This window comes from Kordiimonas sp. (genome assembly GCF_048260245.1).
GTDB lineage: Bacteria > Pseudomonadota > Alphaproteobacteria > Sphingomonadales > Kordiimonadaceae > Kordiimonas.
Window position 1 is genome coordinate 16,073 of the sequence record NZ_JBLXGZ010000040.1, and the last position, 14,657, is coordinate 30,729.

Genomic DNA, 14,657 nt, shown 5'->3' on the forward strand with positions numbered 1-14,657 from the left:
TCATTCGAATTACTGGCCCGGCGCTACAGGCTTAGCGACCGGGGTTTAAGTATTTCCAGAATGCCAATATATGTGCGGCCACAACCCATTCAGTGCGCACAAGATAGAAGAAACGAGACAATAGACCATGTCTGCTGATGACAGCTCGAAACGCGACTATCGCGATACCGTATTTTTGCCGAAAACCGATTTCCCCATGCGCGCGGGCCTGCCCCAGCGGGAGCCCGAGTTCCTGAAGCGCTGGTACAAGGATAATATCTACGGCCAGCTCCGCGCTGATGCCAAGGGCCGCGAGAAATTTGTCCTGCATGACGGCCCGCCTTACGCCAACGGCAACATTCACATCGGCCACTCGATGAACAAGATCCTGAAGGACGTGATTGTCAAGTCGCAGCAGATGCAGGGCAAGGACGCGCCCTATGTGCCGGGCTGGGATTGTCACGGCCTGCCGATCGAATGGAAGATCGAGGAAAAATACCGCAAGAAAAAGAAAAACAAGGACGAGGTGGACCCGGTTGAGTTCCGCCGCGAATGCCGCGAGTTTGCCGACCAGTGGGTTGGTGTGCAGCGTGACGAATTCAAACGCCTTGGCATCTTTGGTGATTGGGACAACCCTTACCTGACCATGGCTTATGACGCCGAAGCGCAGATCGTCAAAGAACTGTTGAAGTTCTCGACCGCAGGTGCGCTCTATCGTGGCTCCAAGCCGGTCATGTGGTCGCCGGTGGAGAAAACCGCCCTGGCTGAAGCCGAGGTTGAATATCACGACCATGTCAGCACACAGATTGATGTGGCCTTCCCGTTCGTGACAGCGCCGACCGACGCCGTGGAAGGCGCAAAAGTTGTGATCTGGACGACGACACCGTGGACAATTCCGGCCAACCGTGCCGTCTGTTATGGCCCGGACATCGATTATATTGTTATTGAAGTGACTGAGGTTGCCGACGACGCGACGATGAAGGCGGGTGACCGGCTTGCGGTCGCCGACGCGCTTGTGGTCGATTTTGTCAAACGCGCCAAGATCGATAATTATCTGGTGATCAATCACATTAAGGGCAAAGACCTTGAAGGTGCCATTCTCGCGCACCCATGGCGCGGTCAAGGTTATGATTTTGACGTGCCCATGCTGCCGGGTGACCACGTGACCACCGATGCCGGTACCGGTTTTGTACACACCGCGCCGGGCCATGGTGACGATGACTATCAGGTTGCGCATGTGAAGTTCGGCATTGAGGTGCCGTTCACCGTGAACGAAGCGGGCTGTTATTATGCAAACGTGCCGCTTGTTGCGGGCAAGCATGTTTATAAGGTTGCGGATGAGGTTTGTGAGTTGCTTCAGGGGAGCAATGCCCTGATGAGCCAGGGCAAGCTCAGCCATTCCTACCCGCACAGCTGGCGCTCCAAGGCCCCGCTCATTTTCCGTAATACGCCGCAGTGGTTTATCTCCATGGATAAAACCGGCCTGCGCGAAGCGGCTCTCAAGGGCATTGAGGATACAAACTGGTTCCCGGCAGTGTCCGAGAACCGCATCCGTTCCATGGTCGCTGACCGGCCTGACTGGGTCATCTCGCGCCAGCGCGCGTGGGGCGTGCCGATCACCGTGTTTGTCAATAAGGAAACCGGTGAGGTACTGCAGGACGACGCAGTCAATCAGCGCATTGTTGACGCTGTCAAAGAAGGTGGCGCTGACGCGTGGGTTGTCGTGCCCGCACAGGATTTCCTTGGAGACAAATATAACGCGGAAGACTTCGAGCAGGTCTTTGACATCCTTGATGTCTGGTTTGACAGTGGCTGTACCCATGCCTTTGTTTGTGAGAACAGGGAAGACCTGCAATCACCCGCTGATCTCTACCTCGAAGGCTCGGATCAGCACCGCGGCTGGTTCCAGTCCAGCTTGCTGGAGAGTTGCGGCACCCGTGGCCACGCGCCCTACAAGAACGTACTGACGCACGGTTTCACCATGGACGGCGAGGGCAAGAAAATGTCCAAATCGCTCGGTAACACCGTGGCGCCGCAAACTATAATCCAGCAGTATGGTGCCGATATTCTGCGCCTGTGGGTGGTGTCGGTTGACTATATGGAAGATGTGCGCATCGGTGATCAGATCATCCAGGGTCAGGTGGATGCCTACCGCAAAATTCGCAACACCATGCGCTACCTGCTAGGCAACCTTGCTGGTTTCTCGGAAGAGGAACGCCTGCCTGCGGCACAGATGCCGGAACTGGAGCGGTTTATCCTGCACCGTCTGTCGGAGCTGGATAGCCTGATCCGCGACCGCGCAAACAGTTTTGACTATAACCCGATTTTCCAGGCTTTGTATCAGTTCTGTATCCTTGAGTTGTCGGCCTTCTACTTCGATATCCGCAAGGACAGCCTTTACTGCGATGATGCCAGTAGTGTACGCCGCCGCGCGGTGCGCACGGTGCTGGATGAGGTGTTCAATCGCCTGACCACATGGTTCGCGCCTATCCTTGCCTTCACGGCGGAGGAAGTCTGGCTCTCGCGTCACGGTGATCAGGCCGAAAGTGTACACCGCCAGACATGGCCGGAAACACCGACTGAATGGCAGAATGAGGGTCTGGCAGAAAAATGGTCCAAAATTCGCCGCTTGCGCCGCGTCGTCACTGGTGCACTTGAGCTTGACCGCCGCGAGAAGCGTATTGGTTCCAGTCTGCAGGCGGATGTGACCATCTATGTGGCCGACTATGCCTACGTGGAAGCCATGGCCGGCCTTGATATCGCCGAGTTGATGATCACTTCATCCGCCCGTCTTCTAGAGGCAGACGCGCCGGAAGGAGCCTTCACGCTTGACGATGTCAAAGGCATCGCGGTTGTGACCTCGGTGGCCAACGGCGACAAATGCGAACGTTGCTGGGTGGTGTCAGAGGAAGTTACCGCCCACGGCGAGTTGTGCAATCGTTGCTCTGACGCTGTGAAAAACAGTGACAGTGGGGTCACCGCCTGATGATGGCCGGGCCTTACTTTCGCCGGGGCATACTCATTGCTGCCATGCTTGTGGTGGTGGATCAGCTCAGCAAGTGGTGGATTCTGGAAGGTCTGAAATTACCGGAGAAGGGCAGCGTGCCTTTGCTGCCCTTTCTCAGTTTCTCCATGGTCTGGAACAAGAATATTTCCATGGGTATCCCACTCAGCGACAGTCTTGGCCGCTGGGGCATTGTGGTGCTCACGGTCGCTATCAGCATTTGGCTTGTGCACTGGCTGGCGAAAACCCTGCGTGGGTTCGAGGCCATTTCGCTCGCACTTATTCTCGGCGGTGCTGTCGGGAATCTGATTGACCGATTTGTTCATGGCGCGGTGGTGGATTTTATCCACCTGCATGCATGGGGCTATAATTTCTATGTTTTCAACGTGGCAGACAGCGCGATTACGATCGGCGTGGTCTTGCTGATTATTGATGGGTTGCGGGGCGGCGATAAAAGCCCTAAAAATGCCCAAAAGGTTGCCGAGAGTTCGCGCGACCCTGAAGGAGAGAGTTCATGAATTTCAAGCCTGTTGCGCTTGTGCTTGTTGCGGGCCTGTCGCTCGCCGCGTGTGGATCGAACAAAAACAGCCCCAACGAATTTGATGTCGTGAGCCGTGCACCGCTTGTTGTGCCGCCGGAAGCTGACCTGACGCCACCTCGCCCGGGTGAGCCGAACGCACAGGAGATCGACCCCGGCCGTCAGGCGTTCGAAGCGCTGTTCCCGGGTAAGGAATTCAAGCGCTCGAAGCCAAAAAGCAAGGGTGAGAACGACCTTCTCTCTCGTCTGGGGCGGTCTGAGCCGGATGTACGTTCAAACGCGGGCCAGAAAGATCTGGACGTGGTGAAAAAAGCGGTGCTGATGGCTGACCTTCTGGATGCTGAAGAGCGCCAGTTCAGCACCGATAACATCAGCATCACCCGCGTCTCCAGCGAGGGCGGTGCCCGCTAGGCTCAGGCGGCCCGGTACCAAACCTAGTAAAAGCCGCCTGAAGCGCGGCTTTTTCTTTGCCTGCGATGCAATGCGTCAGACCTTAAGGCGCTGGCGGTATTCAGTGTCGAGGCGGGCATGGTTGGCCCAGAAGGCGCGGGCGGTTTTGCCTTCCAGCACATCGACCATAATATCGGCATGGGCATGCCAGCCAGCGGAGACATCGATCATCAGCGCCTCGTCCGCCAGCTTGCGGTGGGTGATGGTCATAAGTACTTTATCCCCTTGTTCCAGAAGTGAAAATGTCACTTCTGATGCCTCGCCAAAGCTTTCTCCCCAGCTCATTGTCAGGCTGTTTGGTGGATCGATGGCTTCTAGGGTGCATTTCGATTCGACATTGCTGGCACAGTCGCCAGCTTTATGTTGGGCAAGGGTGTCACTTTCAAGCGCCGAGAGCGTATCGTGTTGAAACAGAAGGATAAATTTCTGTCCAGCCTTTGTGCCGAGATCGTCACCGCCTGCAAGCCATTTTGCGCGTTTCTCCGCGACAGTCAGATAGGCGAAGACCCGCTCGATAGGGCCGGGGAAAAGCCGTTTTATTTCAATGGTATCGCTTTTGCTGCGCTGTGCATAACTGTCGTTAATGGTCATCCTATCCTCCTGTCGTGACCCGGTTTGGGGCCTTGTGGCACTGTGCAGAAACTGTGCAGCGTTTGCGCAGCGTGGGCGCTGATTTTGCACAGCCGGTTTCAGCCGGGCTTGGCCGTGTTGTCTTCGGCCTCCAGCAGCGCCTCAAGCCGGTCAAGACGGCCTGACCAGAAACGGCGATAGCGTTCCATCCATGCATGGGCCTCAGCCATATTATCTGCATTGAGCCGACAATAATGCGTGCGCCCGTCCACCTTGCGGGTGACAAGGCCGGCGGCTTCCAGCTTCTTGATATGCTTGGATGCGGCGGCAAGCGACATGGCATAGGGTTCAGCCAATGCACTGACAGTTTTCTGCCCAGCCATCAGGGAAGCCAGCATACCGCGGCGGGTCGGGTCCGCCAGCGCATGAAAGGTGGCGTCGAGCCGATCTGTATAATGTTCAACCATATGGTTTAATATAGGGGTTGGGGCTGAATAGTCAACTATTTGGTTAAATATAATTGCTGACCTGCTCAAGGTGTCAGGGGTCAACGCTATTCCCGGCTCGGCCCCTCCCCGGTGAGGCACGTATCTTGCTTGACATGCAGCAGGTACGAAAAGGGGATATCCGGTGAAAATTGAACAGACCACAGCGCTCATGGGCCTGATGCGGGGTGAAATCCGCGATGAGGTGGAAGACAACAAACGTTTTCAGGCGTTTCTCCGGGCATTTGATACCCAGCAGGCGGAAATTTCGACCGCGCAAGGCGGCGTGGCCAAGCTTGGGCTGCTGGGCTGGGTGGAATATGAAACCCGCCGTCAGGCCGAGGAAGCCGCCCGCAATGAGGTTATGGCTGACTGGGGGCTGGAGAGCGACGAGGACGTTGAGGCGCTGTCAGGCGCAGACGCCAGAAGGTTTGAAGCCGAGGTTGCTGCCGCAACCGAAGACAAGCTTGCACAGGCGCTGAAAGCCGGGGCGCTTGAGAAGATGGATGAAAAGGCGTCCAGACTTTACCGTAACACCCCTCTGCCGGAAGAGGATGACGGCAATATAGCTTTCTGACAGCGGTAATAATGGGTAAATTTTTGTTCGCCTTAACGCGCAATCTTCCGTGCACGCTCATTCCCTGCTAGGGTCCGGCCATGACCAGCCAAAACAGACATGACCTGCCCGAAACTGCGGGCATTATCCGCCTGCTTTCTGAACGCACGATCAACCGTATCGCAGCGGGTGAAGTGGTTGAGCGCCCGGCAAGTGCTGTGAAGGAAATCGTTGAAAACTCCGTCGATGCGGGTGCAACGCGAATAGACGTTGTCATGCGCGAAGGGGGCCGTGCGCTGATACAGGTAACAGACGATGGCCGCGGTATGGACGCCGACGAGTTGAACCTTGCCGTGGAGCGCCACGCCACCTCGAAACTGACGGATGAAGACCTTGTCAACATCGCCTCCCTTGGTTTCCGGGGTGAGGCGCTGGCGTCCATCGGCGCGGTGGCGCGGCTGTCGGTTACCAGCCGGGCGCGCGGGTCTGACGACGCATGGGCGGTGCGCGTGGAGGCAGGCAAAAAACACGCCGTTGAGCCAGCAGCCTTTGGTGAGGGAACGCGCGTGGAGGTGCGGGACCTTTTCTACGCCACACCCGCGCGGCTGAAGTTCATGAAAACCGCCCGCACGGAATACAGCCAGGCGGCGGATGTGATGAAACGTCTTGCCATGGCCCACCCGGGTATTGCGTTCTCCTTGTCGGACGGGGACCGCACCACCTTCCGTGCGCCCCCGGTCGCCAGCCTGACAGGTGATGCCCGGCTTGAGCGCCTGGGCGCGATCCTGGGCCGCGAGTTCCGCGAAAACGCCATCGAGATTGACGCCGAGCGGGAAGGCCTGCGGCTGACAGGCTTTGCCGGGTTGCCAACCTATTCGCGCGGCAATGCCATGCAGCAGTTCCTGTTCGTCAACGGCCGCCCGGTGAAAGACAAGCTGCTGACCGGTGCCGTGCGCGGCGCGTATCAGGACTATCTGGCGCGGGACCGTCACCCGGTGCTGGCGCTGTTTCTGGACGTACCGGCTGAATTCGTCGACGTGAATGTGCACCCGGCGAAGGCGGAGGTGCGCTTCAAGGACGCAGGGCTTGTGCGCGGCATGATCGTCTCGGCGCTCAGGCACGGTCTCAACGCCGCCGGGCACCGGGCGTCCACAACGGTGGCCAGTGCAGCGCTTGGCGCTATCCGCCCTGAGGGCACGACAAGCCTGCCGTGGGGGCGCGGACATGAACGCCCGACCCTGCCGCAGGGTTTTCAGGATGTGGTGCGTGATATGTATGCCCCCACTGAGAGCGCGGGCCTCAGGCTATCAGATGGTGAGCAGATGGCGTTTGAACGCCGGGGCGATATGGCCATGCCCTCCGCCCGCGCGCCTGAGCATGGTGACGCAGCCGCCATGTCGCAGCACGCAGGCGCCCCGGTGCAGCCCAGCGAATACCCGCTTGGCACCGCACGCGGGCAGGTGCACGCCACCTATATTGTCAGCCAGACAGCCGACGGCATCGTGATTGTGGACCAGCACGCCGCGCACGAACGGCTGGTGTATGAACGCATGAAAAAACAGATCGCCGCCACCGGCGTGGCGCGGCAGTCCCTGCTGCTGCCTGAAGTGGTGGAGCTTGAGGACGGCCCCGCCGAACGCCTGATCGCCCGCACCGAGGAGCTGGCGGGCCTTGGCCTGATTGTTGAGCCCTTTGGCGAAGGCGCGGTGATGGTGCGCGAGGTGCCCGCGATGCTGGGCAAGATGGACGTGCCCGGCCTTGTGCGCGATCTCGCGGACGAACTGACGGAACTTGACGAGGCCCTTTCGCTCAAGGAACGGCTTGAGGAAGTATGCGGCACCATGGCCTGCCACGGCAGCGTGCGCGCGGGCAGGCGACTGACGGTGGATGAGATGAACGCGCTGCTGCGCGAAATGGAAGCCACACCGCATTCAGGCCAGTGTAACCACGGCCGCCCCACCTATGTGGAGCTGAAGCTTTCTGATATCGAAAAGCTGTTCGGGCGGAGGTAGGAAGTTCAAATGGCTATACCCCAAGGCGATGTGCCTAAGCACTGGAACTATTTCTTGATGCTTGAGAACGACCTAATTCAGATCGCCCGCTATGTTGAGTTCCATGCTGATAATTTTAACACGTATTCGCTTGAATTATCACGCCTCTTAGTCTCAGCGTGTGGCGAGGTCGATGCTATAATGAAGCAAATCTGTGAGCCTTTGGTGGACAACTTTCCGAATAATCCGAATATTGAATGCTATCGTAAGATTGTTAGTGAAAAGCTACCTAGTTTCGCCTCAAGAGAAGTAAGTATCCGGCGTTTTGGATTATCTTTAACACCGTGGGAAAACTGGAAAGGCGACAATCCGAGAACCCCGTGTTGGTGGAAAGGCCATACCGGAATTAAACATAGTCGGCATGAAGATTTTAAAGCGGGCAATCTAAAAAACGTGCTGAATGCTATGGGGGCATTATACATTGCACTGGCTTGTTTCTATTCGAGAAACCAGCAAGAGCATCGATTAGTTCCAGTTCCCGCGTTATACTTTCCGAAAAGCTTCTATCAAGGAGAAGGTACCAAAGCAGGTCAGGTGTGGTATAAATTCTATCGTTTTAGCTAGAAACCTCCGTCGTCATGCCCACGCAGAAGAACACCCAGTAGGCGGAAGATATGGACTTCCGTCTTCGCGGGCGTGACCCGAATTTAAGCAGCATCCCTTTCGGTTCGGACCAATGCGGGCTCTGGCATTTGCGCAGGTATTTGCGCAGTCGGCGGCACAGGTAATGGATAGGCCGTACCTGTCGTTCGGTGTACAGCTTTTGCAACAATCACAAGGATCAGGCTGCCCAACAGCACCGGCGTGAACAGGAAATCAAACGACGGCGCCGCCAGCATGATCACAATAGGGTCCGCGCCGGCAGGGGGATGGGTGATGCGCAGCAGGCCCATCACGGTAATGGCCAGCCCGACCCCAATCGCCAGCGCCCACCACTCGGCTGGTAAAAATGTGGTCAGCACCAGCGAGATGACAGTGGCGACCACATGCCCGCCGATCACATTGATGGGTTGCGACAAAGGACTTGAGGGCACAGAGAACAGCAAAACACAGCTCGCACCAAAGGGCGCCATCAACAGGGGTGCGTCAGCAAGCACGGATAATCCGCCCACGGCAAAAATGGCAAGTAAGCCGCCAAGCCCTGCGGCCAGTGCGTCTCGTTTCCGGGTTGCGGGCTGATGTCGCTTTAGAAAATTTTTCATAATATCTCGTCAACATGACTTCTGCGATGCGTAACATTGCTGCATGATGGCATCAAGTGAGATGAATTTTCTAATCACGCAATAAAAACTGTGCAGTCATCCAGCCAGTAGCCCACATGGACTCCTGTCTTGGTGGGGGTCACAATCCCATGTTTACTCCGCAATCCCCCGTTTTGTCTCAAGGTAGGTAGCGAAGCTGGCGAGCCAGTGGCTACCGGCATAGTGGGCGTCGCTGACGGCTTTGATGCCGGTCTCCTTGTGTATATTTGCTGTAGCGGTCAGGCTGGCGATGCGGGGGTCACCGTCGGGCAGGGCGCTGGCGATGCCTTCCAGCGCCCACGCGCGGCTCAGGTTCACGCCGTCCAAGTGCACCAGTTTGCCGTCTGTCGGGTCATTGACAATCGCGGGGGTGAGCCAGTCGGTCGAACCGTCATCGGGGATGCCGGGCAGGAAGGCTTTGAGCCATACGGCAAAACCTTCGTCTGTCATCACCCGGCGCATGAGGTCAGCCTCCATCAGGCAGGGCGAGAGGAAATCCTCGCCCGAGGGTTCATAACCGATGGGGCAATCCACATCCGCGCCAAAGAAGTTTTGTGCCCGTTCGATCAGCAAATCTTCAAACGCCTTGTTTTTCACCGTGCGGGCATAGTCCAGCATCAGGCCGAAGGCAAAGGCGCTCTGGTTATGGGTGCCAAGGCGCACGGGGTAGGCCAGCTTGGGCAGCCAGTCGCTCATCTTCGCCACAATGGCGTCCTCAAGCGGGTGCAGGGTCTTGCGCCACGCGGCATGGGTGGGGTTGTCGCTTTCCTGCAGTTCGGCCACCAGTTGCAAATACCATGCGATGCCGTAAGGGCGTTCAAAGCCGTTGCGGCCTTCGGCGCTATAATAAGCCACTTCACGTTTGAGGTTTTCCGCCGTGAAGCTTTCGGCCAGCGCTGCCGCTGATGCCGCTGCCATGGGCGACGTGGGGTCCAGCTTCAACAAGCGCGTCAGCAGCCAGTGGCCGTGCACGCTGGAATGCCAGTCAAAACAGCCGTAAAAGGCCGGGGTCAGCGCCTTGGGTGGTTTGGCGTCCGCGTCTGAATTCATCACATGGCTGATTTTATTGGGATATTCGCGGTGCACACATTCAAGCGCCATGCGGGCAAAACGGTCCGTGACCACGCCGTCCCGCGCGGTGGGCAGGGCTTCCTGCAGCTTTGCGGCGGCTTCGCCTGCGGTTTCGCCCTCGTCAGGGGCTTCGCAGGCGACAAGGCCGATGAGCGAAAGGGCGATAGCAGGCGCAAGAATGATGTGCTTTTTCATGACGTTCCCCAATGTGATTTGCCCCATATCAGGAAACTTTGCCGCTCCGATCAAGGATAAAAGGTAAAAACCCGCCATGATCCAGCCCCGGCGCTGCCTTATTTTCCGGCAAATCTAAAGCTCGGCATTGGTGTACCAGCGGTAGGGATATGGGCATGGTTGTGGTGAAGATGATCGGGAAAGCGGCGCTTGTGGTATTGCTCGGGCTTGCCGTTTATTGGGAGGCACGGGTTTGGGAGGCGCGGAACGTCTCCGCCTGGCGGGTTGCGGCCATCAACACGGAGGCCGACGTGGAGCTGGATACCATTCCTGAAGCGCGCATCAATGCTCTGCTGGCGGTAGAGGACCCGACCTTCTGGACCAACAGGGGCATCGATCTGGAGACGCCCGGCGCAGGGTTGACCACGATCAGCCAGAGCTTGGGCAAACGCATTTATTTTGACCGTTTCAAACCGGGCTTCGCCAAGGTTGAACTCATGCTGATGACACGCTTTGGCATGCACGCCAAGGTCACGCGGCATAACATCCTCAAGGCATTTTTGAATGTGGCCTATATGGGGCGTGACGAGGCCGGGCCGGTGATCGGCTTTCATGAAGCGGCGCGCCGCTGGTATGGCAAGGAACTGATGATGCTGTCGGATACCCAGTTCCTTGGCCTTGTCGCCATGCTGCTCGCGCCGGAAAAGCTGGACCCGGTGAACCACAGCGCTGAAAACGCAGAAAGGGTCAGGCGCATCAAGGCTTTGCTTGCGCACCAATGTGTGCCGGACGGTAACGGCGATGTGTGGCTGGAAGGCTGCCGGGCTTAACCCTCACACGTTCCAGGCTTCCGGGTCCATGCGGTTATAACGGCTGATGCCGGGCCGGGCGCCGTCGGTATCGGGTTTCAGCAGGTAATAATCATCCTCGTAAATCGACCAGCGGCACAAGTCGATCGGCGTGACTTCCGACGCATTGACGGTGCCGACAACACCGGCGCGCTCAAGCCCTGCGGCTACCAGTTCCGAGCAGAAGAAACGCGAAAAATCTTCCTTGTTATAAAAGGGGCCGTTCATATTGTACGGCAGATCGTCAAACTTGTCCGCCGCGGACTTCAGCGCCTGCGGCAGATCATACCCGGTGCGGGCTTCGGCGTGGCCAAAGAGGAAATTATAGAAGGTTTTGTGGGCGTCCTCGTTCTCGCGCAGGTCCGATTTGATCGGCAGCCACCAGACGGCACCCTGATATTCCAGTAGTCGTTCCGAGAAACGTGAAATACTGACGCCCGAAAAGCCCTTGACCGTAGCGGCCTCGATGATCTGGTTGAAATAGCGCCCGTCCGAATGGCTGGCGATCTGGGTTTGCAACACCACCCCCACGTGGCTGACCTCAGAGAAAGTCACCATCTTGATGATCTCGGAAAAATGACCCTTGCCGGAAAACGCGATGACATCGCCTGGCTTCATTTTTGGCCGCGCGTCTTCATAGGTTATTTCATGCATTGTCATGCCCATAGCCCCCCATGTTTGCATGATGAATGTGTCTGTTGAACGCGCAGTCTAGCGCAAGGGAGCGCGGGTGTATAGATACACGTCAGCGCGCTCAGTCTTGCCCGCTGAAGCGTTTTTTAAGCCGCTCGACCATGTCGCCCTGACGCTCCACATGCTGGGCTTCGGTTTCCAGTACAGCGAGGTAAAGCCGACGGCGGAAGTTCTCAAGGTCGAAACTCTCGGGCAAGGCATCGGGCCCGGCGGCGTCCAGCACAAAATCTGTCAGCCGCTTTGCGGCGTGCAGGCGGCCCCAGATATAGTCGTTCTCGCGCGCGGAACGGGAGAAGAAGGCGCCAAAATTATAGAGCTGAGTTCCCAGGAGCACATCATCCATGGGGTCGCTGTGAAGCGCGGAACAATCAATCGGGCTAATGCGCGCAACGCGAATTTCGTCCATCTCCAACAGGTCTGCATTTGCGCTCATGGGCAGGGTCAATACGTCATAGAAAGCATAGCCCACATAGGCGCGGAAAAGGGTTGTCCGCAGGTCGGAGTGCGGCAACTCAGAGAGAAGCGCCGCCAGCGTTTCGTCCAGCGCATAGTCCAGGTCTTCCAGATTGATGGTGCTGGCGATGGTATCCAGCAGTGCTTCTATGTCGTCCTTGCCAAGGCGCGTTACACTGTCGCCCGCGAAGAGCCCCTCAGGATAGGAGGTGACCTGCCAGCAGGCGCGGAATTGTTCAAGCCGCTCATAAAGCTGTTTTTTGATGTGCTTGACGGATTCGACCAGGTGGCTGTTTTCTTCCAGTTGCATAAAGCGGTTGAGCTTGAGAATGACAAACCTCAGCCGTCTGATGCGGTAATCCACATCCAGTTCGCGCAGGCGTTTGACATGGTGCTGAAAACCGCGTTCAGGTACGATGTTGACCACCCCGCCCTCAGGGCACAGAAGGCCCTTCATCTCTGACCAGTGACGCAGCGCGTCAAATGTGTCTGCCTCGCTTGTGGCTTGGCCATATGCTGCGGCACCATCGACCATCAATTGGGCCAGTCTTTCAATCAGACGCACGGTTTTGGCTTGCATGTAGGAGGCATAAGCGAAGCCTGTGTGTTTGTGGGCCAGTTCGTGCGCGCGTTCACGCCATGATGCGAGCATGGCCACCTCGACTTCTTTTTCGGCGTCCAGCGTCAGCGCATCATCGACAATGCGGTTTACTTCCGCCTCGGCTGACTGGACCGTGGCTTCAAATCGTCTGGCCTTTTTGTTTTGCTGGTCCATGGCACGCAGGTCTTCATAAATGGGTTCCGTGCGCGGGATTTCGGCAAGCGACGAAAGAATGGTGCGGAAGAACCCGGGTATCTCGGCGTGACGGCTTTTCTCGGTCAGTTTGTCCGGGTCGTCGGGGGTGGGGTCGACATAGATGATGCGGCGGTCCACCTCGCGGTGGGCGGGGCGCTCATATACGGCTTTGATTGCCGATCCAAAGGGCTTGTTGTTGGTGACGCCGCCGTCGATGAAGCTCATTTCCGCCAGGGTTTCCCGGTCGGTGACCAGTGCGGGGAAGTTTTTGGCCAGAAACGCATCACGCATCGGCCAGTCCTGCCGTCTGGCGGCTAGGCGTTCTTCAAGGTCCTGCAGCCTGAGGGGCGGGAAGGCGCCGGGAAAGCTTGAGGTGGCGCGCGCCGCAAAACCAAGGGCGGGCAGGTTGGCGTCTGAAAATTCGCTTAACGTCCGGCCACCAGGTGCCTGCCGGTAGCTGAAATTAAGCGTGACGCCGTGCTGGCGCTCGATCACTTCACGAGGGTCATGCAATTTCACGCGGCGTGGTTGGCCAAAAAAATTGGTCAGGCTGACAAACAGGTCCAGCTTGTGACCCGGCGGCATGAGGGTGTCTTCGCCCCTGGAGTGGCCCATGTTCTCCACGGCGTTTAACATCCATGTCAGCATTCGGGTGCCGGAGAAGGGCGGCTGGAACCATCGTGAGCGTACAAAGCGGAACAGCTTGCGCTGCGTTTCCGGGTTTGGTTGGGCAGGGCCAAAAGCGCGACGTCCAAACAGCCAAAGGAAAGGATAGAGGTAAAACTTGCTCCAGCGGTCGGCGAGCGTGTCGTCCTCCATCAATTCCTCAATATCACCGAGATTGAGCCACATGGTACGAAGGGGGTCGAAATCCAGATCGTGCGCGATGGCGCGTGCGAGAAAAATGCCGTTAATGCCGCCGGCGCTGGCGCCAGAGATCACATCGACAATAACCCTCAGGTCCAGCTTGTGGCCGACCGCCTGTAGCAGTTCGAAATAGAGGCTTTCTGTATCAGTCACATAGGGGCGCTTTGGCGCTGCATCCGCAAAGGTTGCGCTTTGGCGCGTGAGCCGGTCCGGCATACTATGGTATGCACGTGAGGCCCGCACAAGCTTGAGGATCTCGGCTGATATGCCGTTCATATAAATGGCAAGCGATGCTCCGCCATAACACACGACGGCCAGTCTGAGTTCCTTTTCGCGCATGGTGCCTTTCCTGCAAACCTTCCGCATCTAAGCGTCTGTAGAACTTATGCTTTTATAGTTTGCAGGTTTTCAGCCAAAAGCCAATGGGGCATTTGGCCATGTGGCCTAAACCGATGATGGGCTAGGCCACGCGGGCCCTAGCGCGTAAACTGGGGGCACAAGGGGGATAGCGTGGTGGACATAACCGCGACAATTAAAGCAGGGTTGGCGGCGCTCGGGAAAAAAGACCTGGCGCGTGCGGAAGCGCTATTTGCGGGCGTTCTTGCCGCACACCCCGGTGAAGCCAACGCGCTTCACTTCATGGGGGCGGTGCGCCAGCTTGAAGGACAGGCCGGTGAGGCGGAAAGCTATTTTCGTGCGGCCGTGAGGGCAGCCCCGGACGAGGCCCCTGTTCACAACAGCCTTGGCAATCTCCTGAACCAGCAGGGCCGGACAAAAGAAGCGCTGGCGTGCTTTGAGGCCGCGTTGAGCCTTGCGCCAGGCTTGCAGGCCGCGCAGATGAACGCGGCCATCATGCAGCAAAAGCTTGGCCAGCATGAGGC

Annotated in this window: 14 protein-coding genes; 8 read left to right on the forward strand and 6 right to left on the reverse strand. The window is 57.6% G+C overall.

Annotated elements, in window-relative coordinates:
- The first annotated feature begins 127 nt into the window (after window positions 1–127).
- The 3 genes from ileS to ACN0VM_RS15910 are packed head-to-tail and all read left to right on the forward strand — an operon-like array spanning window position 128 to window position 3,932.
- A complete protein-coding gene (gene ileS, locus ACN0VM_RS15900; RefSeq protein WP_417451880.1) occupies window positions 128–2,965 on the forward strand; it encodes an isoleucine--tRNA ligase in 2,838 nt (945 codons plus the stop codon).
- Window positions 2,965–3,501 carry a signal peptidase II gene (lspA, locus tag ACN0VM_RS15905; RefSeq protein ID WP_417451881.1) on the forward strand — a complete coding sequence of 179 codons (537 nt, stop codon included), beginning with the start codon at window positions 2,965–2,967 and terminating at the stop codon, window positions 3,499–3,501. Before ileS ends, lspA begins: the two co-directional genes overlap by 1 nt.
- Window positions 3,498–3,932: a DUF3035 domain-containing protein gene (locus ACN0VM_RS15910; protein WP_417451882.1), complete on the forward strand. Its 435-nt coding sequence runs from the start codon at window positions 3,498–3,500 to the stop codon at window positions 3,930–3,932. The genes lspA and ACN0VM_RS15910 overlap by 4 nt, the downstream gene beginning before the upstream one ends.
- 75 nt (window positions 3,933–4,007) lie before the next feature.
- Here ACN0VM_RS15910 and ACN0VM_RS15915 read toward each other — a convergent pair whose 3' ends face one another.
- Complete coding sequence (locus ACN0VM_RS15915) at window positions 4,008–4,562, reverse strand: SRPBCC family protein (RefSeq protein ID WP_417451883.1); 555 nt, start codon at window positions 4,560–4,562, stop codon at window positions 4,008–4,010.
- A gap of 98 nt (window positions 4,563–4,660) precedes the next feature.
- On the reverse strand, window positions 4,661–5,008 hold the full coding sequence (locus ACN0VM_RS15920) for an ArsR/SmtB family transcription factor (protein ID WP_417451884.1): 348 nt from the start codon (window positions 5,006–5,008) through the stop codon (window positions 4,661–4,663).
- Window positions 5,009–5,171: 163 nt separating this feature from the next.
- Between ACN0VM_RS15920 and ACN0VM_RS15925 the strand changes: the two genes are divergently transcribed.
- From ACN0VM_RS15925 to ACN0VM_RS15935, 3 genes are all read left to right on the forward strand, one after another.
- Window positions 5,172–5,603, forward strand: a complete 432-nt coding sequence (locus ACN0VM_RS15925) for a hypothetical protein (protein ID WP_417451885.1) — start codon at window positions 5,172–5,174, stop codon at window positions 5,601–5,603.
- A gap of 80 nt (window positions 5,604–5,683) precedes the next feature.
- Window positions 5,684–7,594, forward strand: a complete 1,911-nt coding sequence (mutL, locus tag ACN0VM_RS15930; RefSeq protein ID WP_417451886.1) for a DNA mismatch repair endonuclease MutL — start codon at window positions 5,684–5,686, stop codon at window positions 7,592–7,594.
- A gap of 9 nt (window positions 7,595–7,603) precedes the next feature.
- Window positions 7,604–8,197, forward strand: coding sequence for a hypothetical protein (locus ACN0VM_RS15935; protein ID WP_417451887.1), 594 nt, complete (start codon window positions 7,604–7,606; stop codon window positions 8,195–8,197).
- 83 nt (window positions 8,198–8,280) lie between these two features.
- Here the strand turns inward: ACN0VM_RS15935 and ACN0VM_RS15940 are convergent, their stop codons facing one another.
- Together ACN0VM_RS15940 and ACN0VM_RS15945 are read right to left on the reverse strand one after the other, a co-directional pair.
- Window positions 8,281–8,835: an HPP family protein gene (locus ACN0VM_RS15940; protein WP_417451888.1), complete on the reverse strand. Its 555-nt coding sequence runs from the start codon at window positions 8,833–8,835 to the stop codon at window positions 8,281–8,283.
- Between the two features lie 153 nt (window positions 8,836–8,988).
- Window positions 8,989–10,140, reverse strand: a complete 1,152-nt coding sequence (locus tag ACN0VM_RS15945) for a DUF2891 domain-containing protein (RefSeq protein ID WP_417451889.1) — start codon at window positions 10,138–10,140, stop codon at window positions 8,989–8,991.
- A 155-nt stretch (window positions 10,141–10,295) separates the two neighbouring features.
- On the opposite strand from ACN0VM_RS15945, the gene ACN0VM_RS15950 reads away from it, so the two are divergent.
- Window positions 10,296–10,949: a transglycosylase domain-containing protein gene (locus tag ACN0VM_RS15950; RefSeq protein ID WP_417451890.1), complete on the forward strand. Its 654-nt coding sequence runs from the start codon at window positions 10,296–10,298 to the stop codon at window positions 10,947–10,949.
- 3 nt (window positions 10,950–10,952) lie between these two features.
- Here the strand turns inward: ACN0VM_RS15950 and ACN0VM_RS15955 are convergent, their stop codons facing one another.
- Window positions 10,953–11,627, reverse strand: a complete 675-nt coding sequence (locus ACN0VM_RS15955) for a hypothetical protein (protein ID WP_417451891.1) — start codon at window positions 11,625–11,627, stop codon at window positions 10,953–10,955.
- A 94-nt stretch (window positions 11,628–11,721) separates the two neighbouring features.
- Window positions 11,722–14,115: a patatin-like protein gene (locus tag ACN0VM_RS15960; protein ID WP_417451892.1), complete on the reverse strand. Its 2,394-nt coding sequence runs from the start codon at window positions 14,113–14,115 to the stop codon at window positions 11,722–11,724.
- Window positions 14,116–14,286: 171 nt separating this feature from the next.
- Between ACN0VM_RS15960 and ACN0VM_RS15965 the strand changes: the two genes are divergently transcribed.
- A partial coding sequence (locus ACN0VM_RS15965; protein ID WP_417451893.1) for a tetratricopeptide repeat protein occupies window positions 14,287–14,657 on the forward strand: 371 nt, incomplete at its 3' end.

Excerpts from the sequence above, each read along its gene's own strand:
- ileS (WP_417451880.1), top strand. The coding sequence starts at position 128 with ATGTCTGCTGATGACAGCTCGAAACGCGACTATCGCGATACCGTATTT.
- lspA (WP_417451881.1), top strand. The coding sequence starts at position 2,965 with ATGATGGCCGGGCCTTACTTTCGCCGGGGCATACTCATTGCTGCCATG.
- ACN0VM_RS15910 (WP_417451882.1), top strand. The coding sequence starts at position 3,498 with ATGAATTTCAAGCCTGTTGCGCTTGTGCTTGTTGCGGGCCTGTCGCTC.
- ACN0VM_RS15915 (WP_417451883.1), bottom strand. The coding sequence starts at position 4,562 with ATGACCATTAACGACAGTTATGCACAGCGCAGCAAAAGCGATACCATT.
- ACN0VM_RS15920 (WP_417451884.1), bottom strand. The coding sequence starts at position 5,008 with ATGGTTGAACATTATACAGATCGGCTCGACGCCACCTTTCATGCGCTG.
- mutL (WP_417451886.1), top strand. The coding sequence starts at position 5,684 with ATGACCAGCCAAAACAGACATGACCTGCCCGAAACTGCGGGCATTATC.
- ACN0VM_RS15935 (WP_417451887.1), top strand. The coding sequence starts at position 7,604 with ATGGCTATACCCCAAGGCGATGTGCCTAAGCACTGGAACTATTTCTTG.
- ACN0VM_RS15940 (WP_417451888.1), bottom strand. The coding sequence starts at position 8,835 with ATGAAAAATTTTCTAAAGCGACATCAGCCCGCAACCCGGAAACGAGAC.
- ACN0VM_RS15945 (WP_417451889.1), bottom strand. The coding sequence starts at position 10,140 with ATGAAAAAGCACATCATTCTTGCGCCTGCTATCGCCCTTTCGCTCATC.
- ACN0VM_RS15950 (WP_417451890.1), top strand. The coding sequence starts at position 10,296 with ATGGTTGTGGTGAAGATGATCGGGAAAGCGGCGCTTGTGGTATTGCTC.
- ACN0VM_RS15955 (WP_417451891.1), bottom strand. The coding sequence starts at position 11,627 with ATGACAATGCATGAAATAACCTATGAAGACGCGCGGCCAAAAATGAAG.
- ACN0VM_RS15960 (WP_417451892.1), bottom strand. The coding sequence starts at position 14,115 with ATGCGCGAAAAGGAACTCAGACTGGCCGTCGTGTGTTATGGCGGAGCA.